The following is a 23,176-nucleotide window of genomic DNA, read 5'->3' on the forward strand; positions in this document are numbered from 1 at the left end:
CCGCCGGGCCGGCGCTGATCGGCCTGGCCTGACCCGGCCGGCGGCAGCCGGCGCCGGCGCTGCCCGGATCGCGGGCAGATCGGGCGCGGCGGCGGTTGCCGCCGCCGGCCGGCCCCTTGCGCCCTCGGTTTGTCGCGGCGCATGGTTCGCACCAGGGACATCGACGCCGGGCCGGCCGCACGCGGCCGGCCCAGCCAGCATCAGGGGACTTCGATCATGGCGTTCACCCGCCGCGGCGCGCAGGCGGCCGCTTGCGCATGGGCCGGCTGAGCCGCATGCGCCGCCTGCTCGATATGCTCTACAGCGCCGGCGCCGGACTGGCCGCGCTGTCGCTGCTCGGCATCTTCGGCATCATGATGGCGCAGGTGGTGATGCGCGAGCTGCAGCAGCAGCTGCCCGCCGCCGACGACCTCAGCGCCTATCTCTGCGTCTCCACCACCTTCTTCGCGCTGGCCGCCACCTTCAGGCGCGGCGAGTTGATCCGCGTCGGCATGCTGCTCGACAAGCTCAGCCCCGGCCCGCGCCGCCTGGCCGAGCTGGGCGTGCTCGCGCTCGCCGCGGCGCTGATGGCCTACGTCACCTTCTGGACCGCGCAGGACATGCTTTTCAGCTGGGAGATCGAGGAGGTCGCCCAGGGCACCGTGCCGATCCCGCTCTGGATCCCGAAGCTCGCGGTGCCGGCCGGGTCCGGGCTGCTGCTGATCGCCGTCATCGACGAATTCATCACCGTGCTGCGCGGCGCCAAGCCGAGCTACGTGGTGGCGGCGGAAGAGCGTGCCGCCGCCGGCGACTTCTCGGCGGAGGTATAGCGCCCCATGGATTTGTTGACCTTCGCGCTGCTCCTGCTGGTGCTGCTCTGCCTGCTGCTCGGGGCGGGCCTCTGGATCTCGATGGCGCTGGCCGGCGTCGGCTACGTCGCGATGTACTTCGTCCACCCGAGCCCGGGGCTGTTCCTCGCCTCGGCCTTCTGGGAATCGACCGGGTCCTGGACCCTGGCGGCGCTGCCGATGTTCGTCTGGATGGGCGAGATCCTGTTCCGCACCAAGCTGTCCGAGGAATTGTTCAACGGCCTCGCCCCCTGGGTGCGGCGCATCCCCGGCGGGCTGCTGCACGTGAACATCCTGGCCTGCGGCATCTTCGGCAGCGTCTCGGGGTCTTCCGCCGCCACCTGCGCCACCGTCTCGAAGATCGCGCTGCCCGAGCTGAAGCGGCGCGGCTACGACGAGAACGTGGCCATCGGCTCGCTCGCCACCTCGGGCACCCTCGGCATCCTCATCCCGCCGTCGATCATCATGGTGGTCTATGCCGTCGCGGCCGAGGTCAGCATCATCCGGGTCTTCCTCGCCGGCTGCATCCCCGGCCTGCTCGTGATGGGGCTGTTCAGCGCCTATATCGTGGTCTGGGCGCTGCTCAACCCGGACAAGCAGCCGCCGCGCGAGCCGCCGATGAGCCTTGGCCAGAAGCTGCGCGCCAGCGCCCAGCTGATGCCCTGCGCGCTGCTCATCGTCGGCACCATCGGCACCATGTTCGTCGGCTGGGCGACCGCGACGGAAGCGGCCGCCTTCGGCGTGCTCGGCTCGCTCATCCTCGCGGGCGTCACCGGCTCGCTCTCCTGGCAGGCCTTCGTCGACAGCCTGAAGGGCGCCACGCGGCTGTCCTGCATGATCATGTTCATCCTGGCGGGCGCCGCCTTCCTGACCAAGGCCATGGCGCTGACCGGCATCCCGGCGGCGCTGGCCGAGGGGGCGGCGCATCTCAACCTCGGCCCCTACGGGCTGATCGCCATCCTGACGGTCGTCTACGTGCTGCTCGGCACCGCGCTCGACGGCGTCTCGATGATCGTGCTCACCACCTCCATCGTCATTCCGATGGTCCAGGCTGCCGGCTTCGACCTGGTGTGGTTCGGCATCTTCATCGTGCTGCTGGTCGAGATCGCCGAGATCACCCCGCCGGTCGGCTTCAACCTCTTCGTCATGCAGACGATGACGGGGAAGGAGCAGACCGAGGTGGCCATGGCCAGCCTGCCCTTCTTCCTGATGCTGGTGCTGACCGTGGTGCTCTGCACGGTCTTCCCGGTGACGCTGGTCACCGGACTGCCGGAGTGGCTGCTGGCGCGGTAGCGCCGCTGCCTGGACGCGGCGGCGGGGCCTGCCCACCGCCGCGTCCCGGGCTCAGCGGATCGGCGTGACCTGCGGGGCCGGGGCCATGGCCCCGGGGCTGCCGGCCGTGGGCGCGACGGAGGCCGGCGGGACCGCGCTGGTGCCGGTCATGCTGCCCGAGCCGGTGCCCATCATGGCGGGCGCCGGGGTGCCGGCCGCGCCCGGGGACATGCCCGAAGAAGCGCCAGAGGCGCGGTCGGTGGCCGGCATGCCGCCGCCCATGTAGGCGCGGTCGGCCTCGGTCGTGCTGCGCCGCGTCGGCATCCGCCGGTCGCGCCGGGTGCGCGGGCCGGCGCTGGCCAGGGGGCGGGCCGGGGGGCGCACCTCCGGGCCGGCTGCCGGCGGGGTGCCGAGGGTCATGTCGCGCGGGCCGGTGGCGGCGGCCGGTGTGGTGTCGGCGGCCGCCCGCGCGGCGGCGATGTCCGGGCCGCGGTCCTGGCTCGTCCCCCCGCAGGCCGCCAGGGCCAGGGTCAGTCCCGCGACGCCAAGCATGTTCCAGTTCATCGCCATCTCCTCCGCTCCGTGCTGTCGCCCCGGCAGCGCCACGCGGCATCCTGCCAGCCGGACCGAAACACCACCGGCTCGAACCGGTTGCGCCGGCGGTGAGGGAAGCGGGCCGAATTCAACCGGGCTCCGGCCAGTCCGGGCGGTCGAAGCGCTGGATCTCCAGCAGGTAGCCGGCGGGGTCGCGGAAGAAGAAATGGGTGATGCCGGCGGCGGCGGCATGCCGCGGCGGCGCCTCGATCGGCACGCCGGCGGCGGCGAGGTGGTCGTGCCAGGCGGCGACCTCCGGCGTCACCAGCGTCACCACCACGCCGCCCTCGCGCCGCGGATCGGTGACCTCGCGCGGCCCGCGCGCCTGCACCACGCCGAGGAAGCCGCGATGCCCGGCGCCGACCGCAAAGATCGCGGCGAAGCCCTGGTCCTGCACCAGCGGAAGGCCCAGCACCTCGCCGTAGAACCGCCGGCAGGCGGCGGGATCCTCGGCGTAGAGGAAGGTGATCTGCTGCGCGAAGGCGGGCGGCCGGGTCATCCGACATTCTCTTTCCGCGCCGGGGTGCGATAGCCTACGCACGGCAACTCATCGGCTGCGCGCGTCGCAGTGAAAGGCATCCCGACCATGCAGCCACCGATCACGCTCCGCGAACCCGCCTGGCTCCGCGAATTCAAAGCCTTCATCATGCGCGGCAGCGTGGTCGACCTGGCGGTCGGTATCGTGATCGGCGCCGCCTTCACCACCATCGTGACCTCCCTGGTCGAGGATCTGATCAACCCCGTCATCGGCCTGGCCATCGGCGGCGTGGACTTCTCCAACATCTTCGTCGTGCTGAGCGGCGAGCGCCAGGCCTCGCTGGAGGCGACGCGGCAATCGGGCGCCGCGGTGCTGGCGGTCGGCAAATTCCTCAACACCATCATCAAGTTCCTGATCGTCTCCTTCGCCATCTTCTGGGTGGTGCGGGTGCTGTCGAAGCTGCGGGTGGACAAGCTCGGCGCGGCCCAGGCGGCGACCCCGCCGAGCGAGGTGCTGCTGACCGAGATCCGCGACGAGCTGCGGGCGGGCCGCGCCGCCGCGCCCCGTCCGGCGGCACCGCCCACCGCCCTGGCCTGAGCGCCGCGGCCGGGCTCAGACCGCCTCGGCGGCCTTGCGCCGGGCCGCATCCGCCCGCTTCTGCCCCGCGGTCCGCTCGTCGCCCAGCACCTGGCGGACGCGGATCTCCTCCAGGTCCAGCTCCTGCTCGAGCTTGACCAGCCCGTCCTCCTGCAGGCTGCCGGCGCGGTAATGGGCGATCAGCGCGGCGCGGGCGGCGTCCAGCGCCGCCAGCCGGATGCGCCGGCGCGAGGCCCGCTCGGCGGTCGCCGCCCCCTCGTTGCGGGCGGTGCGGTGCAGGTGCCCGGCGCGGTCGCGGAATTCATGCAGCAGGTCGGCGGCGATGGCGCCCTCCAGCGGGTCCTCCGCCCGCCGCTCGATCTCGGCGAGCGAGGCGATGGCGATCAGCCGGCGGCCCTCCGCCTCCTCGGGGTCGATCCCGTTCGGATGCGGCGGCAGCTCCGCGCCGAGCCGGCGGATCACCCATTCGAGGGTGGTGCCCTGCAGCACCAGCGTCGCCAGGATGGCGGTGAAGGCGAGGAAGACAATCAGGTCGCGCTCGGGGAAGTCCTCCGGCAGGGCCAGCGCCGCCGCCAGGCTCACCACGCCGCGCATCCCCGCCCAGGAGATGACGGCGAGGTGGCTCCAGGGCGGCGCCGGGTCCCGGCTGCGGCTGCCCGGCAGCGCCCGGGGCAGCAGCGAGGCCGGGAAGACCCAGAGGAAGCGCGACAGGATCAGCACCGCCGCCAGCCCGACCGCGATGCCGAGCAGCTCCAGCGCCCCGTGCCCGCCGATGCGGCGGAGGATGGAGTTGAGCTGCAGCCCGATCAGCACGAAGACCAGGCTGTTCAGGATGAACTCGACGAATTTCCACACCGCGCTGGCATTGAGCCGGTTGCCGTAGCTGAACACGGTGTGCTGCGCCCGGCCGAACAGCAGCCCGGCGGTGACCACCGCCATCACCCCCGAGACATGCACCGCTTCCCCCGCGAGATAGGCGGCATAGGCGGCGAGGAAGCCGGTCGTCGTCTCCAGGATCACGTCGTCAAGCCGCGCCAGCACCCAGAGCGTGGCCAGGCCCACGGCCCAGCCGACCGCGATGCCGCCGACCGCCAGCAGCACGAAGGTCGCCGCCCCGCTCGCCGCCCCCAGCCCGCCGCTCGCCAGCGCCGCCGCGACCGCGAGCTTGTAGAGCACCAGCGCGGAGGCGTCGTTGACCAGGCTCTCGCCCTCCAGCACGGTCACGATCCGCTTCGGCAGGCGCAGCCGCTGCAGCACCGCCCCGGCCGCCACCGCATCCGGCGGGGCGACGATGGCGCCGAGCGCCAGCGCCGCGGCGAAGGGCAGCCCGGGCACCAGCCAGGTGGCGGCGAGGGCGATGCAGAAGGCGGTGAAGGCCACGGCGCCCACCGCCAGCAGCAGGATCGGCCGCAGGTTGTGGCGGAAGGCCCGCCAGTCCGTGCGGTAGGCGCTGACCTGCAGCAGCGGCGGCAGGAAGAAGGCCAGCGCCAGCTCCGGGTCCAGCGGCACCGCCGGCACCCCGGGGATGACGGCGATCACCATGCCGCCGAGCACCAGGATGACCGCATAGGGCAGCCGCAGCTTCCGCGCGAGCAGGGCGAAGCCGATGCAGGCGGCGATCAGCGCGAGGAGGATTTCGACCAGGGCCATGGCTGCTTCTACCCGGCCGGACGGGTCCGCGGCGAGACAGCCGGATGGCCAGCGCCCGCCGGGGACCGGGATGGGCTATGCTGGCGGCATGGCGGGCAGGGCGGGCGCAAGTGGCTGACGACGAGGGCGCGGCGGCCGCGCCCAGCATCCTGCGGCACCGGCCCTTCCTGCTGTTCTGGGCCTCGCGCGTGCTCTCGACGCTCTGCTTCCAGATGCTGGCGGTCGCGGTCGCTTGGCAGCTCTATGCGCTGACCGGCAGCGCGCTCGACCTCGGGCTGGTCGGGCTGGTGCAGTTCATCCCGGTGCTGGTGCTGACCCTGCCGGCCGGGCACTGGGCGGACCGCGGCGACCGCCGGGCCATCGTCGCCGGCTGCCAGGGGCTGGTCGCGCTGCTGGCCGGGCTGCTGCTGCTCGGCAGCCTGCAGGGCTGGCTGGGGCGGGAGGCGATCTTCGTCCTGATCGGCCTGGTCGGCTGCGCCCGGGCGGTGGAGGCGCCGACCATGGCCTCGCTGCTGCCCGGGCTGGTGCCGCGGGCGAGCTTCCCCCGCGCCGCCGCCTGGTCCGCCTCGGCCAACCAGACCGCCCAGATCCTCGGCCCGGCGCTGGGCGGGCTGCTCACCCTGCTCGGCCCCGGGGCGGCCTATGGGACGGCGGCGGCCCTGCTGCTGCTGGCCGCCGCCGCCGCCGCCGCCATCCGGGCGCCGCGGCCGGTGCGGCCGGGCGATGCCCGCGGCCTGGCGGCGCTGCTGATGGGCTTCGGCTTCGTCCGCCGCCACCGGCTGGTGCTCGGCGCCATCTCGCTCGACCTCTTCGCGGTGCTGCTCGGCGGCGCGGTGGCGCTGCTGCCGGTCTTCGCCCGCGACGTGCTGGGGACCGGGCCGGCCGGGCTCGGGCTGCTGCGGGCGGCGCCGGCGCTGGGGGCGCTGGCGATGTCGGTGCTGCTGGCCAACCGGCCGCTGCGGCCGCCGGTCGGGCCGCGGATGTTCGGCGCGCTGCTGGTCTTCGGCCTGGCGAGCACGGTCTTCGCGCTCTCGGGCCAGCTCTGGCTATCCGTCGCCGCGCTGGCGGTGGCGGGCGGGGCCGATGTGGTCAGCGTGGTGGTGCGTTCCTCGCTGGTGCAGCTGAACACGCCGGACGAGATGCGCGGGCGGGTCTCGGCGGTGAACTCGCTGTTCGTCGGCGCCTCGAACCAGCTGGGCGACTTCCGCGCCGGCGCGGTCGCGGCGCTGGTCGGGGCGGTGCCGGCCGCCGTGCTGGGCGGGCTCGGGACCATGCTGGTGGCCCTGCTGTGGCTGCGGCTCTTCCCGGAGCTGCGGCGGCTCCGCGACCTCGATCACTGAGGGCCGCGGCGCCGCGCCAGCAGCGCCGCCGTCACCACCACCGCGGCAATGAGGGCGAGGCCGAGCAGCCCCTCGACCACCAGGAAGTTCTCGGCGTCGCGGCCGACCAGCAGCGCCGCCAGCACGCCCGCCGCCGCCAATACCACCCTGACCAGCACGCCCATGGCGATGCCCTCCCGGGGGAAGGCATAGCCGCGGCGGGGAGGCGGGCGCCTTGCGCCGGCGCAATCGCCGGCGGCTATCAGGCGGCCGGGGGTGTCAGGGTCTGGATCGGCTCGAAGCCCTCGAACTCGGGATGGCCGAGGTAGAGCGGCCGGGTGCCGCCGGTGTTCCGGTGCGCCTGGCGAAAGGCCTCGGACCGGGTCCAGCCCTCGAAGGCCGCCCGGTCCGCCCAGGTGGTATGGGAGGCATAGAGCGTATGGTCCTCCTTGGCCGGGCCGCGCAGCAGCTGGAACTCGACGAAGCCGGGCACCGTGTGCAGCTTCGAATCGCGGGACATCCAGAGCTGCTCGAATTCCGCCTCGGCGCCGGGGGTGACGCGGAAGCGGTTCATGGCGATGAACATGGCATTCTTCCTCAATGGCTGAAGCGGCGGGTGCCGCCGTCGACATGGATGACCTGGCCGGTGATGTAGCGCGCCCGCGGCGAGGCGAGGAACACCGCCAGCACCGCCAGGTCCTCGGGCTGGCCGATATAGCCGGCCGGGACCTCCGTCTCCGCCCAGGCGCGGCGGCTCACCTCGGTCGGCATCACCCGGAGGTCGATCTGCTCCGAGTGGATGCGCCCGGGCGGGATGGAATTCACCGTGATGCCGTGGCGGCCGACCTGCCGGGACAGCGCCTTGGCCCAGATATGGGTGGCGCCATTGGGCGCATTGGCCGGGTTCACGTTGTGCGGCTCGTCCTGGCCGGTCAGGTTGATGATGCGGCCGAAGCCCTCCGCCTGCATCGCCGGCACCAGCGCATGGGTGATGCGGCGGGCGGCGTGGAAGTTGAGGTTCATCGCCTCCTCCCAGACCGCATCCTCGCCCAGCGTGCCGGCCGGTTGCGGCCGGCTGCCGCCGGCGTTGTTCACCAGGATGTCGCAGCGGCCGAAGCGGCCGAGCACCGCGTCGCGGATGCGCGGCGCCGCCGTCGCATCCGTGATGTCCTCGACGACGAGCAGGGGCTCGGCGCCCGCCGGCAGCTCGGCCGCCAGGCTCTCCAGCAGCGGGCGGCGGCGGGCGAGCAGGGCGAGCCGGCACCCCTCGGCCGCCAGCATGGCGGCGATGGTCCGTCCCAGCCCGGCCGAGGCCCCGGTGACGAGCGCGACCTTGCCGGCCAATTGCATGTCCATCCGCGGAATCTCCTGCTGCCGGCCGCAGCCTGGAGCGCGCCCGGGCAAAAGAAAAGCCGCCCCGGTTGCCCGGGGCGGCTTGGTCTGGGGCAGGGGAGGCGCTCAGCCGGTGAGCGCGGCTTCCTTGCCCTTGCGCAGGTTCGGCAGCAGCATCGCCGCCATGGCGAGCGCCCCGATCGCCAGCATGCTGGCGCTGATCGGCCGCTCGAGGAACACCATGACGTCGCCCCGCGAGAGCAGCATGGCGCGGCGGAGGTGCTCCTCCATCATCGGGCCGAGCACGAAGCCGATGAGCAGCGGCGCCGGCTCGAGCTTGAGCTTGTTGCACATGTAGCCGAACACGGCGAAGAGCACGGTCGAGTACACGTCGAAGACGTTGTTGTTCACGCTGTAGGCGCCGATCGAGCAGAAGACCAGGATCGCCGGGTAGAGGAACTTGTAGGGCACCTGCAGCAGCTTCACCCACATGCCGATCATCGGCAGGTTGATGACGAGCAGCATGACATTGCCGATCCACATGGAGGCGATCAGGCCCCAGAACAGGTCGGGCTGCGCTTCCACCATGCGGGGGCCGGGCTGGATGCCCTGGATGATCAGCGCGCCGACCATCAGCGCCATCACGGCGTTGGCCGGGATGCCGAGCGTCAGCAGCGGGATGAAGCTGGTCTGCGCCGCGGCGTTGTTGGCCGCTTCCGGACCCGCCACGCCCTCGATCGCGCCGGTGCCGAACAGGTGGCGGTTCTTCGAGACCTTCCGCTCCATCATGTAGGAGCCGAAGGAGGAGAGCGCCGCGCCGCCGCCCGGCAGGATGCCGAGCACGGTGCCGACCAGCGTGCCGCGCAGCACGGAGGGCGTCGCCCGCTTCCACTCTTCCTTGGTCAGCCAGAGGCTGCCGACCTTGGTCTTCAGGACACTGCGGGCTTCCGGGCGCTCCAAGTTGAGGATGATCTCGGCGATGCCGAACATGCCCATCGCCAGGGCGACGAAGCTGATGCCGTCGGACAGCTCAGGCACGCCGAAGGTGAAGCGCTGCTGGCCGGTCTGCACGTCGGTCCCGACCAGGCCGAGCGCCACGCCGAGCACCACCATGCCGATCGACTTGATCACCGAGCCCTGCGCCAGCACGGCCGAGATGATGAGGCCGAGCAGCATGAGCGAGAAGTAATCCGCCGGCCCGAAGGACAGCGCCACCGAGGTGAGCAGCGGGCCCGAGCCGGCGACCACGATCGTGGCGACCGTGCCGGCGAAGAACGAGGCCAGCGCCGAGGTCGCCAGCGCCGCGCCCGCCCGGCCGTTGCGGGCCATCTTGTAGCCCTCGAGCGTGGTGACGACCGAGCTGATCTCGCCCGGCAGGTTCAGCAGGATGGCCGTGGTCGAGCCGCCGTACTGCGCGCCGTAGTAGATGCCCGCCAGCATGATGATGGCGGTGGTCGCCGGCTGGCCGAAGGTGATCGGCAGCAGCAGCGAAATCGTGGCGACCGGGCCGATGCCCGGCAGCACGCCGATGGCGGTGCCGATCAGGGCGCCGATCAGCGCGAAGAGCAGGTTCTGGAAGCTGAGGGCGACGGCGAAGCCGTGCGCCAGGTTGCCTATGATATCCATGGCCGTTGCGGTTCCCTATCCCGGCGTCTGGTCAGTACTGCAGCGGCCAGACGGCCACGCGGATGTCGAGCTGCTTGATGAAGATCCACCAGCACATTGCCAGCAGGAAGATCGTCAGGCCGAGGACGCCGAGCGGCCGGGCGCGATGCTCGGGCTCGGCCAGGGCGGAGATGCCGATGGTCGCGGCCAGCGCCAGCATCAGCCCGCCCTTCTCCAGCAGCAGGGAGAAGATGCACATGGCCGCGCAGATGAAGCCGAGCAGGCGCCAGCCCATCGAGTAGCAGACCACCAGGAACCCGACGAGCATGCCGAGGCCGAGGGCGTTGTAGGTGTTCTCGAAGAAGGAGCCGAACACCGGCGCGAAGTACCAGGCGAGGGTGCCGGCGATGATCGAGACGGGCAGCATCGTCGCATCCGCCTTGGTCCACTTCTCCAGCGGGTCGGGCCCGTTGAAGAACGCCATGGCCAGCACGATCATCCCGAGGGCAAGCTGGACGTAGAAGACCAGCATGGGCATGTAACCCGGGCCCATCCGCCGGGCGGAGCCGAGATTGTGGTCCTGGTTGAGCCACAACCCCGTTGCGGCGATCAGGATGAGCAATGCGCCCGAGGCAACATCCTTGGCGTTGATTTTCATGCGGCGACCTTTCCCGGCTCCCAGCTCACCGGAGTTCGCACTCCGGCCTCTCGCAACGACAACCCTACGGAGCGCTCCCGGTCAAGCCGGGGCGCCCCGAACATACTGTAACCACGCGGTGCCCTACCTGCGCCGCAGGCGGGGTTACGTCGACTTCCCCGGATCCGCAACCCGCGAAGGGTGCAAGCTTTGGGGATCAATCCACCTGGGCGCCGGAGGCCAGCACCACCGGCCTCCACTTCTCGACCTCCGCCGCGACGAAATCGGCATAGCCGGCAGGCGACAGCGCGCCCACCGTCGCGCCGATCTCGGCGAAGCGGGCCCGCACCGCGGGATCCGCCAGCACCAGCCCGATCTCGCGGCTCAGCCGTTCCACGATCGGGGCGGGCAGCCCCGCCGGGGCCGAGATGCCGAACCAGGAGTTGCTGACCGCATCGATCCCCTGCTCGCGGAAGGTGGCGATCTCGGGGAAGGCCGGATGCCGCGCCGCCGAGGCCATCGCCACGCCGCGCACCGAGCCGGAGCGCAGATGGCCGGCGGCCGAGGGGAGGCTGTCCGACATCATCGGCACCACCTCGGCGATGACGTCGGTCATCGCCGGCCCGGCGCCGCGATAGGGGACATGATTGACCCGTGCACCGGTCGCCTGGCCGAATTGCACGATGAGGAGATGATTGGTCGAACCGGAGCCGGAGGAGGCGATGTCGAGGCCGCGCGGCGCCTCCTGCGCGAAGCGGACGACCTCGGTCAGGCTGCGCGGGACGAAGCGCGGATTGGCAACGAAGACCACCGGGTTCTCGACCACCAGGGCGATGTGCGTGAAGTCCCGCACCGCATCATAGCGCAGGTTGCGGTACAGCGAGGGGGCGACGCCCTGGCTGGCGACGTTCGACATCAGCAGCGTCAGCCCGTCGGGCGCCGCGGCGGCGACCTGGGCGCTGCCGACGGTGGCGCCGGCGCCGGGGCGGTTCTCGATGATGACGGGCTGGCCGAGCCGGGCCGTGAGGCCCTGGGTCAGCAGGCGGGCGACGAGGTCGGTGGTGCCGCCGGGCGCGAAGGGCACCACGAGGCGGATCGGCTGCGCCGGCCAGGCGGCTTGTGCCCGTGCGACCGCGGGCAGCGCCGCCATGGCAGCGCCACCGGCGAGCCAGGCTCGGCGCGGCAGCAGACCGGACATCATCCTCCCCTCCTGTTCGGACCCCCTTGGTTCGGGGCCGCTTCCTCAGGCGTGCTTGCGTATCGCACGCGCCATGGACGGGGGGCAAGCCGGGCGGGGACTTGCTGCGCTGCCGCAAGAACCCGCGCCGGCGCCGGGCGGGACGCTTGCCACTGGTGCGGCTTTGCCGCGATCCTCCGGCCTCCCGCCCGCATCCCCTATCGAGACTGGACCCGCGATGCCGATCAGCGCCGCCGACCGCCGCCACAACGACCCGGAAACCCAGATCCGGACGGCCACCGCGGCGCTGGAGCCGCGGCTGATCGAGATCCGCCGCGACATCCACGCGCATCCCGAACTCGCCTTCGAGGAAGTCCGCACCGCCGGCATCGTCGCCGCCGAGCTGGCCCGTATGGGCATCGCCCACCGCACCGGCATCGGCCGCACCGGCGTCGTCGGGGTGATCGAGGGCGGACGCCCCGGCCCGACGCTGGCGATCCGCGCCGACATGGACGCGCTGCCGATCCATGAGGCGACCGGCCTCGACTTCGCCAGCACCGTCAGCGGCAAGATGCACGCCTGCGGCCACGACATCCACACGACCACGCTGCTCGGCGCGGCCGAGGTCCTGCGCGACCTGGCGCCGCAGCTCGCCGGCCGCATCCTGCTGGTGTTCCAGCCGGCGGAGGAATCGCTGGGCGGCGCCGCCGCCATGGTCGCCGACGGCGTGCTGGAAGGCGTCGACATGGCGCTCGGCTTCCACAACCAGCCGGACATGCCGGTCGGCCGCTTCGGCTATTGCCGCGGCAGCACCCTCGCCGCCGCCGACCGCTTCGACCTCACCATCCGCGGCAAGTCCGGCCATGCCGCCCACCCGGAGGATGCGATCGACCCCATCGTCGCCGCCGGCGCCTTCATCGGCCAGGCGCAGACGGTGGTGAGCCGGGAGATCGACCCGCTGATGCCGGCCGTCGTCACCATCGGCATGGTGCATGGCGGCAGCGCGCCGAACATCATCCCCGAGACCGTCGAGCTGCGCGGCACCGTCCGCACCCTGCACCACAGCGCGCGCGATACGGCGGAGGCCGCGCTGAAGCGCCTGGTCGCCGGGCTGGAGGCGATGCATCGCGTGCAGTGCACGCTCGACTACCGCCGCGGCGTGCCGCCGCTGGTGAATGCCGACAGCGTGCTGGACCCCGCCATCGCCGCCGTGCGCGCCCAGATGGGCGAGGTGGTGGACGCCGGCCGTCCCAGCATGGGCGCCGAGGATTTCGCCGAATTCGCCGAGCGGGTGCCGGCCTTCCAGCTCCGCATCGGCAGCGGCGCGCCCGGCCGGCGCGACCACCTGCACAACGACCATTACCAGCCGGACGAGCGCTGCATCGGCCTCGGCGTGCAGGCGCTCAGCCGGATCGCGCTGGACATGCTGGCGTGACGGCGTCCGATGACCGCAGCGGCGCCGGCCGCGAAGGTCTGAGTCGGCCGCCCCTGACACATCGCATCGCCGAGCTGACGGCGCCGGAGGTCGCGGCGCGGCTCGCCGCCGGCGCCTGCGCGATCCTGCCGATGGGCAGCCTCGAGACCCACGGACCGCAGGCGCCGATGGGCGACTTCCTGCTGGCCGAGGCCATCGCCGACCGCATCGCCGCCGCCGCGGCCGGGCAGGGGGTGGATGCGCTGGTGCTGCCGGCGATCCCCTTCGGCGGCGAGGACTACTTCGGCTTCACCCCCGGCGGCGTGGTGCTGACGCCCGCCCTGTTGCAAGCCGTCATCGAGGAAGTCTGCGGCAACCTGCTGCGCACCGGCTGCCGCCGCATCCTCATCGTCAACGGCCATGCGGGCTCGATCGGCCCGGTCGATGCCGCCGCCCGCATGCTGCGCCGCAGACACGACGTGCTGATCCCGGCCATGCACCTGTGGCGTGCCGCCGGCGCGCTGCATGCCGAACTCGGCGGCGCGCCCGAAAGCTTCGGCCATGGCGGCGACCCGGTCTGGTCGGTCGCGCTGCATCTCCGCCCCGATCTCTGCCGTCCCGAACGCGCCCGCGCCAGGCAGCCGGTCGGCCCCGTCCTCGGCCTTCCCGTCGCCGATTTCGGCACGGTCCGCGTCGCCGGCGTCGGCCTCTCGGTGCCCATGGAGGTCGAGGAGGTCGCCCCCGGCGGCGTCGCCTGCGCCGACAGCCGCCCCGGCAATGCCGAGCACGGCGCCCGCATCACCGCCCGGCTGGTCGGGGCCGGCGCCGCCATGCTCTCCCACCTGAAGGCCGCCACGCCATGAAGGTCTGCGTCTACGGCGCCGGCGCCATCGGCGGGCATATAGCCGCCCGCCTCGCCGAGGGCGGCGCCGAGGTCTCACTGGTCGCCCGTGGCCCGCACCTCGCCGCCATCCAGGCCAATGGCCTGACCGTGCATGCCCGCGACGGCGTGCTCCACTCCCGCCCCCGGGCCAGCGCCGACCCGGCCGAGCTCGGCCCGCAGGATGCCGTCATCGTCACCACCAAGGCGCCGGCGCTGCCCTCCGTCGCCGCCGGCATCGCCCCGTTGCTCGGGCCGGATACGCCGGTCGCCTTCGTCATGAACGGCATCCCCTGGTGGTACAACGATGCCACCGCACGCGACGGCCAGCACCTCGAGGCGCTCGACCCCGGCGGTGCATTGCGCCGGGCCATCGGCATCCGCCGCACCATCGGCGGCGTGGTCTATTCCGCGACCACCGTCACCGAGCCCGGCGTCGTCATGGTCGAGACCGGCGATGCCCGCGTCATCCTCGGCGAGGTCGACGGCCGCATCACCCCGCGCGCCGAGGCACTGGCCGCCACCATCGCCGCCGGCGGCCTGCCAGCGCCGGTGGTGCCGGATATCCGCCAGGCGGTCTGGCAGAAGCTGCTCGGCAATCTGATGACCGGCCCGCTCTGCCTCCTCGCCCGCGCCTGCATGCAGGACCTCTACACCAGCGAGGCGGTGCGCGAGGCCGCGGTGCGCATGGCCGGCGAGATCATCGCCATCGCCGCCGCCGAGGGCATCACCATCCCCGGCGATGCGCCCGCTGCCCGCGTCGCCCGCTCCGCCAGGCTGCGGCACAAGCCCTCCATCCTGCAAGACCTCGAGGCCGGCCGCTCGATGGAGATCGAGGCCATGTTCCAGGCCCCGCTGCGCCTCGCCCGGGATGCCGGCGTCGCCACGCCGACCCTGTCGCTGATGGTCGCGTTGGCCACCCGCAGCGCCATCGCCGCCGGCCTCTACACCCCCTACGCGGAGACCGCGGCATGAAGATCTGCATCTACGGCCCCGGCGCCATCGGCGGCCATCTCGCCGGGCGTCTCGCCAAGGGCGGCGCCGAGGTCTCGGTCATCGCCCGCGGCGCCCAGCTCGCCGCCATCCTGGCGCGCGGCCTGACGGTCCGCACCGCCGAGGGCGACATCCATTGCCGGCCCCAGGCCGCCGAGCACCCGGCCGAGCTCGGCCCGCAGGATGCCGTGGTGGTCTGCACCAAGACCCCGGCGCTGCCCGCCGTCGCCCGCGCCATCGGCCCGCTGCTCGGGGCGGAGACGCCGGTCGTCTTCGTCACCAACGGCATCCCCTGGTGGTACTTCGCCAGCCATGGCGGGCCGCAGGAGGGCGCCCGGGTGCCGGAGGTCGACCCCGGCGACGTGGTCTGGAACGCCATCGGCCCGGCGCGGGCCATCGGCGGCGTCATCTACTCCGCCTGCTCGGTGCCCGAGCCCGGCGTGGTCGAGGTCACCAGCCGGACCAGCAAGCTGATCCTGGGCGAGCCCGACGGCCGCCGTTCCGACCGCGCCCTCGCGCTCGCCAAGGCCTTCAAGCTCGGCGGCATCGCCTGCTCGGTCTCCGAGGACATCCGCACCGATGTCTGGGGCAAGCTGCTGAACAACCTCTCCAACGGCCCGATCTGCACCCTGACGCGCCGCAACATGCGCGACACCTTCCGCGACGCCACCATCCGCGAGGCCGCGGTGCAGGTGGTGCGGGAGGGGCTCGCCATCGCCGCCGCCATGGGCCGCCCGGTCGGCGGCGCGGCGGAGGACAGGATCAACGTCTCGGTCGACATCCCGCACAAGCCCTCGATCCTGCAGGACCTCGAGGCGGGGCGGCCGATGGAGGTGGATGCGCTGTTCCAGGTCCCGCTGCGCCTCGCCCGCGAGTGCGGCGTCCCGGCGCCGACCCTGGCGCTGGTCGTGGCGCTCGCCGCCCAGGCCGCCGAGGCCGCCGGCCTCTACCGGAAGGATGCCTGACCATGGAGTGCCTGATCGACCACATCGTCATCGACGTCCGCGACCGCATCGCCGAGGGCGCCGCGGCCTTCCGCCGGCTCGGCTTCCAACTCACGCCGATGGGCAAGCACAGCCTCGGCTCCGCCAACCACCTCGCCGTCCTCGGCCGGGATTACCTTGAGCTGCTCGGCACCGATGTCCCCGGCGGCGCGCTGCGGCCGGATCTGGCGCCCTTCCCGGCCGGGCTGAACGGCCTGGTCTTCCTCGGCCAGGACTCCGAGGCGCTGAGCGCCGAGCAGCAGTCCCGCGGCGTTCCCGTCCAGCCGGCGCTGAGCTTCTTCCGCCCCGCCGACCTGCCCGACGGCAGCCGGGCCGATGCGAAATTCAAGGTGGTCCGGCTCGACCGCGCGGCCGCCTTCGACGGCCGGGTCTACTGGTGCGAGCACCTGACGCCGGAGCACGTCTGGCGCCCCGAATGGCAGGTCCATGCCAATGGCGCCACCGGCGTCGCCCGCATCCTGCTGAGCGTCCGCGACCCGGAACGCCAGGCGGCGCTCTTCCGCCGCATGTTCGGCGCCGCGGCGGTGACCGAGGGCGCCGATGGCCGCGCCATCCTCCGCGCCGGGGCGGCGGTGGTCGAGGCCGCCCCGCATGCCGCCGTCGCCGCCGAGCTCGGCGCCGCGGCGCCCGATCCGGCCGGCCGCGGCGACCATATGGCGGTGCTCGGGCTGCGGGTCGCCAGCCCGGCGGCGACGGCCGCGGCCCTCTCGGCCAATGGCGTCACCCTGCTGGCGCCATCCCCCGGCCTGCTGCGGGTGCCGGCCGCGCAGGCGATGAACACGACGATCGACTTCATGGGGTAGCGGCGGGGCGGGGCAGGGCGGTCTGGCCCAGCACCCAGCCCTCCCAGCGCCGGATCCAGGGATCCTCCGGCACGTAATCCGGCCGCATGCCCTCCAGCACCCCGATCAGCCCGAGCAGGCCGATCACCGAGTCGAAGCGGTCCTCCCCGGGCGCATCGGCGCCGAAGCCATCGGCGACGGCGGCGGCGAGGGCGGCCTCCGGCACCACCCGCCGTGCCGCCATGGCCGCCAGCAGCCCCGGCGCGACGCCACGGCGCGCGGCCCGGAGCCGCTTGCTGCCGGCCAGCGCCAGCCCGCAATGCCGCAGCGCCTCGGCCGGATAGACCTCGGCCAGCACCGCCGTGCCGGGTGCGAGCAACTCGCGCAGCCCACCCTCGAAAGGCCAGATCCGGATCGGCATGCCCGCACCCAGCGCCGGCAGCAGCCAGTCCCGCCAGGCGTTGATCGCCGCCTTGCCGGATTGGTTGGCGCCCAGCGTCCAGAACAGCGGCGCCCCGGCCGGGCGTTCGGCCGTGGCGCGGTCGCACCAGCGCGACAGCCCCGCAGGCCCCTCGAAGCCCAGCGCCGCCGCATGCGCCGCCCGGGTCATGCCCCGCACCCCGCGGGCGGGGTAGAAGGGCCGCGCCGGGCCCACCGTCTCCAGCCCGGCGCTGACCGCGAAGAACTCCGGGGTGGCGGCGAGGCCGCGGAGGAATTCGGGAAATCCCGCCTCCGCCCGCCCCGCCGCATAGGCCCGCGGCAGCCCGAGCGGCAGGTCGAGGCCGAGCGCCACCGGCAGCCCCGGCGCCAGCAGCCCGGCGAGCAGCCCGCCCAGCGTGCCCACCGGCCGCGGCGCCGCCGCCCGCCACCCGGCCGCATCCCGGCGCGCGACCGTGATCCAGCGCTTGCGCGGGTCGATGCTCCAGTCGGCGTGGGCCGCAATCAGCTCATCCATGGGCCGCCCGGCCTGTGCCAGGATGCCGGGGCAATTCAGCGAGGCAGATGCAATGGGCTCCTACAGCAGCGTGGCCAAATGGTTCCACTGGATCACCGTGGCGCTCCTCGCCGTCGCCGTCCCCTTCGGCCTGGTCATCGAGCATATCAAGGAGGATGCGAAGATGACCTTCTACATGGTCCATGAATCGGCCGGGCTGACCCTGTTCTTCGTCGCCCTCGCGCGGCTCGCCTGGCGGCTGGGGAACCCGCCGCCGCCGCTGCCGGAGAGCATCCCGCGGCCGTTGCGGACGGCCGCCGCCGCGGTCCACCACAGCCTCTACGCGCTGCTCATCCTGCAGCCGATCGGCGGCTTCATCGCCACCAATGCCTGGGGCTTCCCGCAACAGGGGGCGACCGCCTACCTCGGCTTCATCGACCTGCCCAAATTCATGGAGACCAACGAGGGCCTGGCCGGCATCGTCGGCACCGCCCACACCATCGGCGGCTGGGCGATCGTCGTGCTGCTGGTGCTGCACATCGGCGCGGTGATCTTCCACCAGGCCGTCCGCCGCGACGGCACCCTGCTGCGGATGGTCTGAGGCGGCCGGCGCGCCGGGCTACAGCGGCTTCTGCGCCCGCTCCAGCAGCCGGCCGAAGAAGCCGGGCTTCTTCGGCGGGGCGGCGGCCTCGGCGGCCTTCGCCGCCACGGCCTTCTCCGCCTCGGCCTCCCTGGCCTTCAGGGTCATCCACTTCTCAAGGCTCATTCCCGCCTTCGCCGCCCGCTTGGCCTCGTAGGCGCGCTGGCCCTCGGTCATCTTCCGCAGATCCATAGAACCCATCTCCGCGCCTGGGCGCATCCCGTCCGGCCCAGATGTGGCCGAGGCCTCGCCGCTCGGCAAGCGGGGGCTTGCCGGATCGGGACATCTTGGTCCCTATGCGGCGCATGGAACCTCGCGTGAAGGCCAGCATCTGGGTCTCGATGGCGCTGCGACTGGCGGATATAGCCGGGCGCAGCGGCGCCGTGATCCGCAAGGGCGACCCCGATTCGGGCGGCATCCTCTGCGTGCTGCGCGGCCGCGAGGGGCTGCTCGTGCTCAGCCAGGTGCGCGATGCCGAGGGCCAGGCGGCCTGGCTGCGCGGCTCCGGCGCCACCCCGGTCGACGAGGCCGCCGCTGACGCTTATATCGCCCGCCAAGTGAAACGCGATCCGGACTTGTGGGTTGTGGAGTTCGAGGCGCCGGACCTCCAACCGCCCTTCGAGGGCAAGCTCCTCTGACATGTCACCTCGCTCGGGCAGGCCGGGCGGGTCAGGCGGGCCGCAGAGTGCTCGCGTGATGATTTCAAGCGAAACCTGTTGCTAACCTCTGGGTTGTATAGCCAGAACGGGTCACTGCCGTGCCGCGGTGGTCATGCAGGTCGTGCAACCCCGGCCGTAGTCCGGTCGCCAGGCCCCGGGAGGAGTCTTTCGTCCGCCGATGCGTCGCCTGTCCCGGCGATCGCCACCCAAGGCCCCCCGATCGGCCCGAGCCTCCGCTTCGGCGTGAGGCCGGGGGGTCGGTGGAACCGGGATGGTTGTCCTAGGGTCGCAATAAGTTGTATCCGCACCAACGAGTCCGTGGGGTGCGTTTTCTCACGCAATGGTTTCAATCGTTGCTGTTCGAGTGGATGACGCGTCCATCGCCCGCCATTCCCGCAGCAACCAGTCCCGGAGGTCCAATGGCGACGCCCCGCCCGATCCTGATCGTCGAAGACGATGCCGCGCTGCGTTCCACACTGGCGGAGCAACTGTCCCTGGACGGCGACTTCATCGCCGACGAGGCCGAGAGCGCGCAGGAGGCCGAGGCCAAGCTCAACGCGGCCGACGCCCGCTACGACGCCATCCTGCTCGACATCGGCCTGCCCGATGCCGACGGCCGCGACTTCTGCGCCCGCCTGCGGCGCGACGGCCGGCGCATGCCGATCATCATGCTGACCGGCGCCGATGCCGAGGCGGACGTGGTCCGCGGCCTCGATGCCGGGGCGAACGACTACATCGCCAAGCCCTTCCGGCTGCCCGAGCTGCTCGCCCGGGTCCGCGCCCAGCTCCGGGTCTTCGACAACTCCGAGGACGCGGTCTTCACCATCGGCCCCTACATGTTCCGCCCCAGCGCCAAGCTGCTGCTGGAGCCACAGCGCAACCGCAAGGTCCGGCTGACCGACAAGGAAAGCGCGATCCTGAAGTTCCTCTATCGCGCCGGCGGCAAGCCGGTGCCGCGGCAGATCCTGCTGAACGAGGTCTGGGGCTACAACAGCGCCGTCACCACCCACACCCTCGAGACCCACATCTACCGGCTGCGGCAGAAGATCGAGCCCGATCCCTCGAACACCCGGCTGCTGCTGACCGAGGGCGGCGGCTACAAGCTCGACCCGGTCGCGGTGATGGTCCAAGGGTAAGAACCCAGGGCTGAGGGCCGGCCCCGTTTCCTGCCGCGCTGGCCCGGGGCGACCCTCCGGCCAAGCGGCGCCGGCAGTTCTTCGCCGGTCCTAGCGGTCGGTCAGCCGCAGCTCGATCCGCCGGTTGCGGGCCAGGGCTTCCGGCGTGTCCCCGGCATCGATCGGCTGGTTGTCGCCGAAGGCGGTCGCCGCCACCCGGTCGGGCGGCAGGCCCGCGGCCATCAGCCGCTGCGCCACCGCGATGGCCCGGGCCGCCGAGAGCTCCCAGTTGGTGGCGAAGCGGGCGCTGCGGATCGGGGTGCGGTCGGCATGGCCATCCACCCGCAGCAGCCAGTTCACATCCGCCGGGATGCGGGCGCCGATCTCCTGCAGCACCCGGGCGATCTCCCGGATCTGCTGCTGGCCGCGCTCGGAGAGCTCGGCGCTGGCCGGGGGGAACAGCACCTCGGACTGGAAGACGAAGCGGTCGCCGACGATCCGCACGTCGGCGCGGTCGCCCAGCACGTCCCGCAGCCGGCCGAAGAAGTCGCTGCGGTAGCGCTGCAGCTCCTCGACCCGCGCCGCCAGCGCCGCGTTCAGCCGGCTGCCGAGCGCGCTGATCTGCGCATCCTTGTCGCGGCCGGTGCTCTCGGCCGCATCCAGCGCCGAGGCGATCCGCGCCAGCTGCGCCCGCAGCTCCTCCAGCTGGCGGCCGAGCAGCACCACCTGGGCGCGGGCGCTCTCGGCCAGCCGGGCCTGCTCCGCCGCGGTCTGCTCCACCGCCTGGCGGCGCTGGGACTCCTCGCCGGCCCGGCGGGCGGCCTCCTGCGCCTGGCGCTCGAGCTGGTCGCGCAGCGCGGTGAGGGCGCGGACCTGCTCCGACAGCCGGGTGACATCGGACAGCCTCGCCTCGATGGTGGCGCGGTCCACCTTCACCTGCTGGTCGAGCGCCGCCATCTCGGCCCGCATGGCGGTGAGCTGCCGCTGGGTTTCGGCCAGCGCCGCCTGGGCCTCCTGCAGCTGTCGGCTCAGCCCAGCCAGCTCGCGCCGGGCGGTCTCCACCGCGCCGCGGGACTCGCCCAGCTGGCGGTCGAGCTCGGCGGCGCGGGCTTCCGCCTGCTCCCGGGCCGCGCGTTCGGTGGTGAGGCCGCGGCCGGTCTCGGTCAGCCGGCGCACGGTCTGCGCCGCATCGCCGCCGGCCGCCTCCGCCCGCCGCAGCGCCTCGGCGAGCTGGGTCTCCAGCGCGGCGATCCGCTCCGGGCCGCTGCGGCCGGTCAGCTCCAGGTCGGTCAGCCGGGCGGTCAGGCGGTCCCGCTCGCCGCGGGTGGCATCGCGCTCGCCGGTCAGCCGGTCGCGCTCGTCCCGCACCTCCCGCAGCTGGGCAAAGAGCGAATCGCGGGCGGTGGCGGCGGCCCGCAGCTCCTCGGCGGTGCGGGCGAGGGCGCTGCGCAGTTCCCCGGCCTGGCCGCGTTCCAGCGCTAGCAGCTCGGCCAGCTCCGCCACCTGCTGGTTCAGCCGGTCGAGCGCCCGGTCGCGCGAGGAAAGCGCGACACTCAGGAAGCCCTGCGCCAGCACGAAGACCATCAGCACGAAGATGATGACCATCAGCAGCGTCGAGAGCGCATCGACGTAGCCGGGCCAGGCGTCCAGCCCGCCGCCGCCGCGCTGACGCCGGCGGTTGTTGGACAGCGCCATGGGTCAGCCGGCCCGCGTCAACGCGGCGCATCCTCGGCCAGGGCGGCGATGGTGCGCGCCACCAGCTTGATCTCGCTGCGGATCTCGTTGGTGCTCTGGACCCGGCCCTGGGCCACCTCGTCCACCAGCCGGCCGAGATAGATCTCGGCGTTGCGCAGGTGGCTGCGGACCGCGTCGTCGATCGCCGGCGCCGCCTGGGCCTCGGCCAGCCGCGCCAGCACCGGGCCGAGCTGGGCCTGCTGCTCGGCGACCCGCAGCATCAGGGTCTGGCTGGCCCGCATCTGGTCGGTCAGGGTGCTCAGCCGTTCGGTCAGGGTCAGCATGGCCTGGCCGGTATGGGCCCGGCCCTCCTCGCCGCGCGCCAGGATGCGCTGCAGCCCCTCGAGGTTCTCCGCCGTCTGCTCCAGCAGCGCCTGGACATAGGCCGGGACGTTGCCGCCCTCGCCGGGGCTGTCGCCCAGCACGCCGGAGGAGAGCCGGGTCAGCCCGGCCAGCCATTCCTCCAGCTCGTTGTAGAAGCGGTTCTGCGCCTGGCCCGCGGTCAGGTCGAGGAAGCCCAGCACCAGCGCCCCGGCGAGGCCCAGCATGGAGGAGCTGAAGGCGGTCCCCATGCCCTTCAGCGGCTGGGCGAGGCCGGTCTTCAGCTGGTTGAACAGCTGGTTCAGGTCGCCCGAGCCGACCGACATGCCGCCGATCACCTCGGAGACCGAGCCGATGGTCAGCAGCAGCCCCCAGAAGGTGCCGAGCAGGCCGAGGAAGATGAGCAGCCCGGTCATGTAGCGCGACAGCTCGCGCGATTCGTCGAGCCGCGAGGCGATGCTGTCCAGCACGCTGCGCATCGCCGGGGCCGAGAGCGAGAGCCGGTCGGAGCGGCGGGAGGAGAACATGCTCGCCATCGGCCCGAGCAGCTGTGGCGCCGCCTGGGCCGGGGCGCCGAGCCGCGGGGCGCGGAAATGCTCGAGCCAAGCGACCTCCGGCCGCAGGGTCAGCACCTGCCGCAGGTTCCAGGCCACGCCGACCAGCAGCACGCCGAGGATGAGCCCGTTCAGCAGCGGATTGGAGCCGAAGGCGACCGCCAGCTCGGGCAGCAGCAGCACCGCCACCGCGACCACCACCGCCAGGAAGCCCACCATGCGCCACAGGAAGCCGAGCGGCGGGGTCATGCCATCCTCCTCATCACGCAGGCCTCACCGGGGGGATTCCGGCGCCGGGGGCAGGACGTCCACCGCATCCGCGGCATCGGCGGTGCGGCCCATGGGGCGCAGGTCGATGCGGGTCGGCGCCAGGCCGCCGGCGGCCAGCGCCTGCTTCACCGCCAGCCCGCGCGCCAAGCTGAGCCGGCGGGCGATGGAGATATCGGCCACCGGGCCGGAGGCCTGGCCGGTCACGACGACCCGCCCGGCGGGGCCGGCGGCAAGCTGGCTGCCGAGCCCGGCAAGGCTGCCGGCGGCCTCGGCCGGCAGGGCCGCCGTGCCATCGGCGAAGCGGAGGCGGAAGCCGCCCTCGGGCAGGGCCTCCATTCCGGCCGGCACGTCGAGGGGGGCCGGCGGCCGGGCCGGCGGCGGCTGCGCC

26 protein-coding genes are annotated in these 23,176 nt (G+C 72.9%); 12 read left to right on the top strand and 14 right to left on the bottom strand.

The genetic code is table 11. The annotated features are described in order from the left end of the window. The first annotated feature begins 275 nt into the window (after positions 1–275). Together QWZ14_RS05510 and QWZ14_RS05515 are read left to right on the top strand one after the other, a co-directional pair. Positions 276–809, top strand: coding sequence for a TRAP transporter small permease (locus QWZ14_RS05510; RefSeq protein ID WP_290315619.1), 534 nt, complete (start codon positions 276–278; stop codon positions 807–809). A 6-nt stretch (positions 810–815) separates the two neighbouring features. Further along, entirely contained in the window at positions 816–2,120 is a 1,305-nt protein-coding gene (locus tag QWZ14_RS05515; RefSeq protein WP_290315620.1) for a TRAP transporter large permease, read from the top strand. Between the two features lie 51 nt (positions 2,121–2,171). Here QWZ14_RS05515 and QWZ14_RS05520 read toward each other — a convergent pair whose 3' ends face one another. Together QWZ14_RS05520 and QWZ14_RS05525 are read right to left on the bottom strand one after the other, a co-directional pair. Beyond that, positions 2,172–2,663 (bottom strand): hypothetical protein, encoded by a 492-nt coding sequence (locus QWZ14_RS05520; RefSeq protein ID WP_290315621.1) that lies wholly within the window; start codon positions 2,661–2,663, stop codon positions 2,172–2,174. 118 nt (positions 2,664–2,781) lie between these two features. Next, positions 2,782–3,192 carry a VOC family protein gene (locus QWZ14_RS05525; RefSeq protein WP_290315623.1) on the bottom strand — a complete coding sequence of 137 codons (411 nt, stop codon included), beginning with the start codon at positions 3,190–3,192 and terminating at the stop codon, positions 2,782–2,784. Positions 3,193–3,279: 87 nt separating this feature from the next. On the opposite strand from QWZ14_RS05525, the gene mscL reads away from it, so the two are divergent. Further along, a complete protein-coding gene (mscL, locus tag QWZ14_RS05530; protein ID WP_290315624.1) occupies positions 3,280–3,768 on the top strand; it encodes a large conductance mechanosensitive channel protein MscL in 489 nt (162 codons plus the stop codon). A 15-nt stretch (positions 3,769–3,783) separates the two neighbouring features. On the opposite strand, the gene QWZ14_RS05535 is transcribed toward mscL, so the two are convergent. Continuing rightward, the gene (locus QWZ14_RS05535; protein WP_290315625.1) at positions 3,784–5,418 is read right to left on the bottom strand and encodes a Na+/H+ antiporter; all 1,635 of its coding nucleotides are present in this window, start codon (positions 5,416–5,418) and stop codon (positions 3,784–3,786) included. Between the two features lie 110 nt (positions 5,419–5,528). Here QWZ14_RS05535 and QWZ14_RS05540 point away from each other — a divergent pair, with 110 nt between their 5' ends. Beyond that, positions 5,529–6,758, top strand: a complete 1,230-nt coding sequence (locus QWZ14_RS05540) for an MFS transporter (protein ID WP_290315626.1) — start codon at positions 5,529–5,531, stop codon at positions 6,756–6,758. Here the strand turns inward: QWZ14_RS05540 and QWZ14_RS05545 are convergent. From QWZ14_RS05545 to QWZ14_RS05570, 6 genes are all read right to left on the bottom strand, one after another. Next, entirely contained in the window at positions 6,752–6,922 is a 171-nt protein-coding gene (locus QWZ14_RS05545) for a hypothetical protein (protein ID WP_290315628.1), read from the bottom strand. The two genes, QWZ14_RS05540 and QWZ14_RS05545, sit on opposite strands and share 7 nt — an antisense overlap. 77 nt (positions 6,923–6,999) lie before the next feature. Further along, a complete protein-coding gene (locus tag QWZ14_RS05550) occupies positions 7,000–7,323 on the bottom strand; it encodes an antibiotic biosynthesis monooxygenase family protein (RefSeq protein WP_290315630.1) in 324 nt (107 codons plus the stop codon). 11 nt (positions 7,324–7,334) lie between these two features. Beyond that, on the bottom strand, positions 7,335–8,093 hold the full coding sequence (locus tag QWZ14_RS05555; RefSeq protein WP_290315632.1) for an SDR family NAD(P)-dependent oxidoreductase: 759 nt from the start codon (positions 8,091–8,093) through the stop codon (positions 7,335–7,337). 102 nt (positions 8,094–8,195) lie between these two features. Beyond that, entirely contained in the window at positions 8,196–9,695 is a 1,500-nt protein-coding gene (locus QWZ14_RS05560) for a tripartite tricarboxylate transporter permease (RefSeq protein ID WP_290315634.1), read from the bottom strand. Between the two features lie 31 nt (positions 9,696–9,726). Continuing rightward, the gene (locus QWZ14_RS05565; protein WP_290315636.1) at positions 9,727–10,332 is read right to left on the bottom strand and encodes a tripartite tricarboxylate transporter TctB family protein; all 606 of its coding nucleotides are present in this window, start codon (positions 10,330–10,332) and stop codon (positions 9,727–9,729) included. Between the two features lie 196 nt (positions 10,333–10,528). Next, positions 10,529–11,512, bottom strand: coding sequence for a Bug family tripartite tricarboxylate transporter substrate binding protein (locus QWZ14_RS05570; RefSeq protein WP_290315638.1), 984 nt, complete (start codon positions 11,510–11,512; stop codon positions 10,529–10,531). Between the two features lie 214 nt (positions 11,513–11,726). On the opposite strand from QWZ14_RS05570, the gene QWZ14_RS05575 reads away from it, so the two are divergent. From QWZ14_RS05575 to QWZ14_RS05595, 5 genes are read left to right on the top strand one after another with little or no spacing between them, the layout of a single operon-like run. Then, positions 11,727–12,923, top strand: coding sequence for a M20 metallopeptidase family protein (locus tag QWZ14_RS05575; RefSeq protein ID WP_290315640.1), 1,197 nt, complete (start codon positions 11,727–11,729; stop codon positions 12,921–12,923). Beyond that, positions 12,920–13,765, top strand: coding sequence for a creatininase family protein (locus QWZ14_RS05580; RefSeq protein WP_290315641.1), 846 nt, complete (start codon positions 12,920–12,922; stop codon positions 13,763–13,765). Before QWZ14_RS05575 ends, QWZ14_RS05580 begins: the two co-directional genes overlap by 4 nt. Then, positions 13,762–14,757, top strand: a complete 996-nt coding sequence (locus QWZ14_RS05585; RefSeq protein WP_290315642.1) for a ketopantoate reductase family protein — start codon at positions 13,762–13,764, stop codon at positions 14,755–14,757. The genes QWZ14_RS05580 and QWZ14_RS05585 overlap by 4 nt, the downstream gene beginning before the upstream one ends. Continuing rightward, entirely contained in the window at positions 14,754–15,740 is a 987-nt protein-coding gene (locus QWZ14_RS05590) for a ketopantoate reductase family protein (RefSeq protein WP_290315643.1), read from the top strand. Before QWZ14_RS05585 ends, QWZ14_RS05590 begins: the two co-directional genes overlap by 4 nt. 2 nt (positions 15,741–15,742) lie before the next feature. After that, positions 15,743–16,582 carry a VOC family protein gene (locus QWZ14_RS05595; RefSeq protein ID WP_290315644.1) on the top strand — a complete coding sequence of 280 codons (840 nt, stop codon included), beginning with the start codon at positions 15,743–15,745 and terminating at the stop codon, positions 16,580–16,582. Here the strand turns inward: QWZ14_RS05595 and QWZ14_RS05600 are convergent. Further along, positions 16,572–17,516 (bottom strand): hypothetical protein, encoded by a 945-nt coding sequence (locus tag QWZ14_RS05600; RefSeq protein WP_290315645.1) that lies wholly within the window; start codon positions 17,514–17,516, stop codon positions 16,572–16,574. The two genes, QWZ14_RS05595 and QWZ14_RS05600, sit on opposite strands and share 11 nt — an antisense overlap. A gap of 52 nt (positions 17,517–17,568) precedes the next feature. Between QWZ14_RS05600 and QWZ14_RS05605 the strand changes: the two genes are divergently transcribed. Next, positions 17,569–18,096, top strand: a complete 528-nt coding sequence (locus tag QWZ14_RS05605) for a cytochrome b (RefSeq protein ID WP_290315646.1) — start codon at positions 17,569–17,571, stop codon at positions 18,094–18,096. 18 nt (positions 18,097–18,114) lie between these two features. Here QWZ14_RS05605 and QWZ14_RS05610 read toward each other — a convergent pair whose 3' ends face one another. Next, a complete protein-coding gene (locus QWZ14_RS05610) occupies positions 18,115–18,327 on the bottom strand; it encodes a hypothetical protein (RefSeq protein ID WP_290315647.1) in 213 nt (70 codons plus the stop codon). 113 nt (positions 18,328–18,440) lie between these two features. Here QWZ14_RS05610 and QWZ14_RS05615 point away from each other — a divergent pair, with 113 nt between their 5' ends. Both QWZ14_RS05615 and QWZ14_RS05620 read left to right on the top strand, forming a co-directional pair. Further along, complete coding sequence (locus tag QWZ14_RS05615; RefSeq protein ID WP_290315648.1) at positions 18,441–18,773, top strand: DUF1491 family protein; 333 nt, start codon at positions 18,441–18,443, stop codon at positions 18,771–18,773. A 440-nt stretch (positions 18,774–19,213) separates the two neighbouring features. Then, positions 19,214–19,930, top strand: a complete 717-nt coding sequence (locus tag QWZ14_RS05620) for a response regulator transcription factor (protein ID WP_290315649.1) — start codon at positions 19,214–19,216, stop codon at positions 19,928–19,930. Positions 19,931–20,020: 90 nt separating this feature from the next. On the opposite strand, the gene QWZ14_RS05625 is transcribed toward QWZ14_RS05620, so the two are convergent. The 3 genes from QWZ14_RS05625 to QWZ14_RS05635 form a co-directional block, all read right to left on the bottom strand. After that, positions 20,021–21,604 carry a peptidoglycan -binding protein gene (locus tag QWZ14_RS05625; RefSeq protein WP_290315650.1) on the bottom strand — a complete coding sequence of 528 codons (1,584 nt, stop codon included), beginning with the start codon at positions 21,602–21,604 and terminating at the stop codon, positions 20,021–20,023. Between the two features lie 17 nt (positions 21,605–21,621). Beyond that, a complete protein-coding gene (locus QWZ14_RS05630) occupies positions 21,622–22,767 on the bottom strand; it encodes a flagellar motor protein MotA (RefSeq protein ID WP_290315651.1) in 1,146 nt (381 codons plus the stop codon). A 24-nt stretch (positions 22,768–22,791) separates the two neighbouring features. Continuing rightward, positions 22,792–23,176, bottom strand: a 385-nt coding sequence (locus QWZ14_RS05635; RefSeq protein WP_290315652.1) for an OmpA family protein, incomplete at its 5' end; no start/stop codon positions are given.

The organism is Paeniroseomonas aquatica, from assembly GCF_030409335.1.
GTDB classification, from domain to species: domain Bacteria; phylum Pseudomonadota; class Alphaproteobacteria; order Acetobacterales; family Acetobacteraceae; genus Belnapia; species Belnapia aquatica.

Bases quoted from the DNA above. Each gene is read 5' to 3' on its own strand.
- QWZ14_RS05510 (WP_290315619.1), top strand. From the start codon at position 276: ATGCGCCGCCTGCTCGATATGCTCTACAGCGCCGGCGCCGGACTGGCC.
- QWZ14_RS05605 (WP_290315646.1), top strand. From the start codon at position 17,569: ATGGGCTCCTACAGCAGCGTGGCCAAATGGTTCCACTGGATCACCGTG.
- QWZ14_RS05565 (WP_290315636.1), bottom strand. From the start codon at position 10,332: ATGAAAATCAACGCCAAGGATGTTGCCTCGGGCGCATTGCTCATCCTG.
- QWZ14_RS05600 (WP_290315645.1), bottom strand. From the start codon at position 17,516: ATGGATGAGCTGATTGCGGCCCACGCCGACTGGAGCATCGACCCGCGC.
- QWZ14_RS05590 (WP_290315643.1), top strand. From the start codon at position 14,754: ATGAAGATCTGCATCTACGGCCCCGGCGCCATCGGCGGCCATCTCGCC.
- QWZ14_RS05515 (WP_290315620.1), top strand. From the start codon at position 816: ATGGATTTGTTGACCTTCGCGCTGCTCCTGCTGGTGCTGCTCTGCCTG.
- QWZ14_RS05595 (WP_290315644.1), top strand. From the start codon at position 15,743: ATGGAGTGCCTGATCGACCACATCGTCATCGACGTCCGCGACCGCATC.
- QWZ14_RS05520 (WP_290315621.1), bottom strand. From the start codon at position 2,663: ATGAACTGGAACATGCTTGGCGTCGCGGGACTGACCCTGGCCCTGGCG.
- QWZ14_RS05545 (WP_290315628.1), bottom strand. From the start codon at position 6,922: ATGGGCGTGCTGGTCAGGGTGGTATTGGCGGCGGCGGGCGTGCTGGCG.
- mscL (WP_290315624.1), top strand. From the start codon at position 3,280: ATGCAGCCACCGATCACGCTCCGCGAACCCGCCTGGCTCCGCGAATTC.
- QWZ14_RS05570 (WP_290315638.1), bottom strand. From the start codon at position 11,512: ATGATGTCCGGTCTGCTGCCGCGCCGAGCCTGGCTCGCCGGTGGCGCT.
- QWZ14_RS05560 (WP_290315634.1), bottom strand. From the start codon at position 9,695: ATGGATATCATAGGCAACCTGGCGCACGGCTTCGCCGTCGCCCTCAGC.
- QWZ14_RS05630 (WP_290315651.1), bottom strand. From the start codon at position 22,767: ATGACCCCGCCGCTCGGCTTCCTGTGGCGCATGGTGGGCTTCCTGGCG.
- QWZ14_RS05585 (WP_290315642.1), top strand. From the start codon at position 13,762: ATGAAGGTCTGCGTCTACGGCGCCGGCGCCATCGGCGGGCATATAGCC.
- QWZ14_RS05575 (WP_290315640.1), top strand. From the start codon at position 11,727: ATGCCGATCAGCGCCGCCGACCGCCGCCACAACGACCCGGAAACCCAG.
- QWZ14_RS05535 (WP_290315625.1), bottom strand. From the start codon at position 5,418: ATGGCCCTGGTCGAAATCCTCCTCGCGCTGATCGCCGCCTGCATCGGC.
- QWZ14_RS05525 (WP_290315623.1), bottom strand. From the start codon at position 3,192: ATGACCCGGCCGCCCGCCTTCGCGCAGCAGATCACCTTCCTCTACGCC.
- QWZ14_RS05625 (WP_290315650.1), bottom strand. From the start codon at position 21,604: ATGGCGCTGTCCAACAACCGCCGGCGTCAGCGCGGCGGCGGCGGGCTG.
- QWZ14_RS05555 (WP_290315632.1), bottom strand. From the start codon at position 8,093: ATGGACATGCAATTGGCCGGCAAGGTCGCGCTCGTCACCGGGGCCTCG.
- QWZ14_RS05550 (WP_290315630.1), bottom strand. From the start codon at position 7,323: ATGTTCATCGCCATGAACCGCTTCCGCGTCACCCCCGGCGCCGAGGCG.
- QWZ14_RS05620 (WP_290315649.1), top strand. From the start codon at position 19,214: ATGGCGACGCCCCGCCCGATCCTGATCGTCGAAGACGATGCCGCGCTG.
- QWZ14_RS05615 (WP_290315648.1), top strand. From the start codon at position 18,441: ATGGAACCTCGCGTGAAGGCCAGCATCTGGGTCTCGATGGCGCTGCGA.
- QWZ14_RS05610 (WP_290315647.1), bottom strand. From the start codon at position 18,327: ATGGATCTGCGGAAGATGACCGAGGGCCAGCGCGCCTACGAGGCCAAG.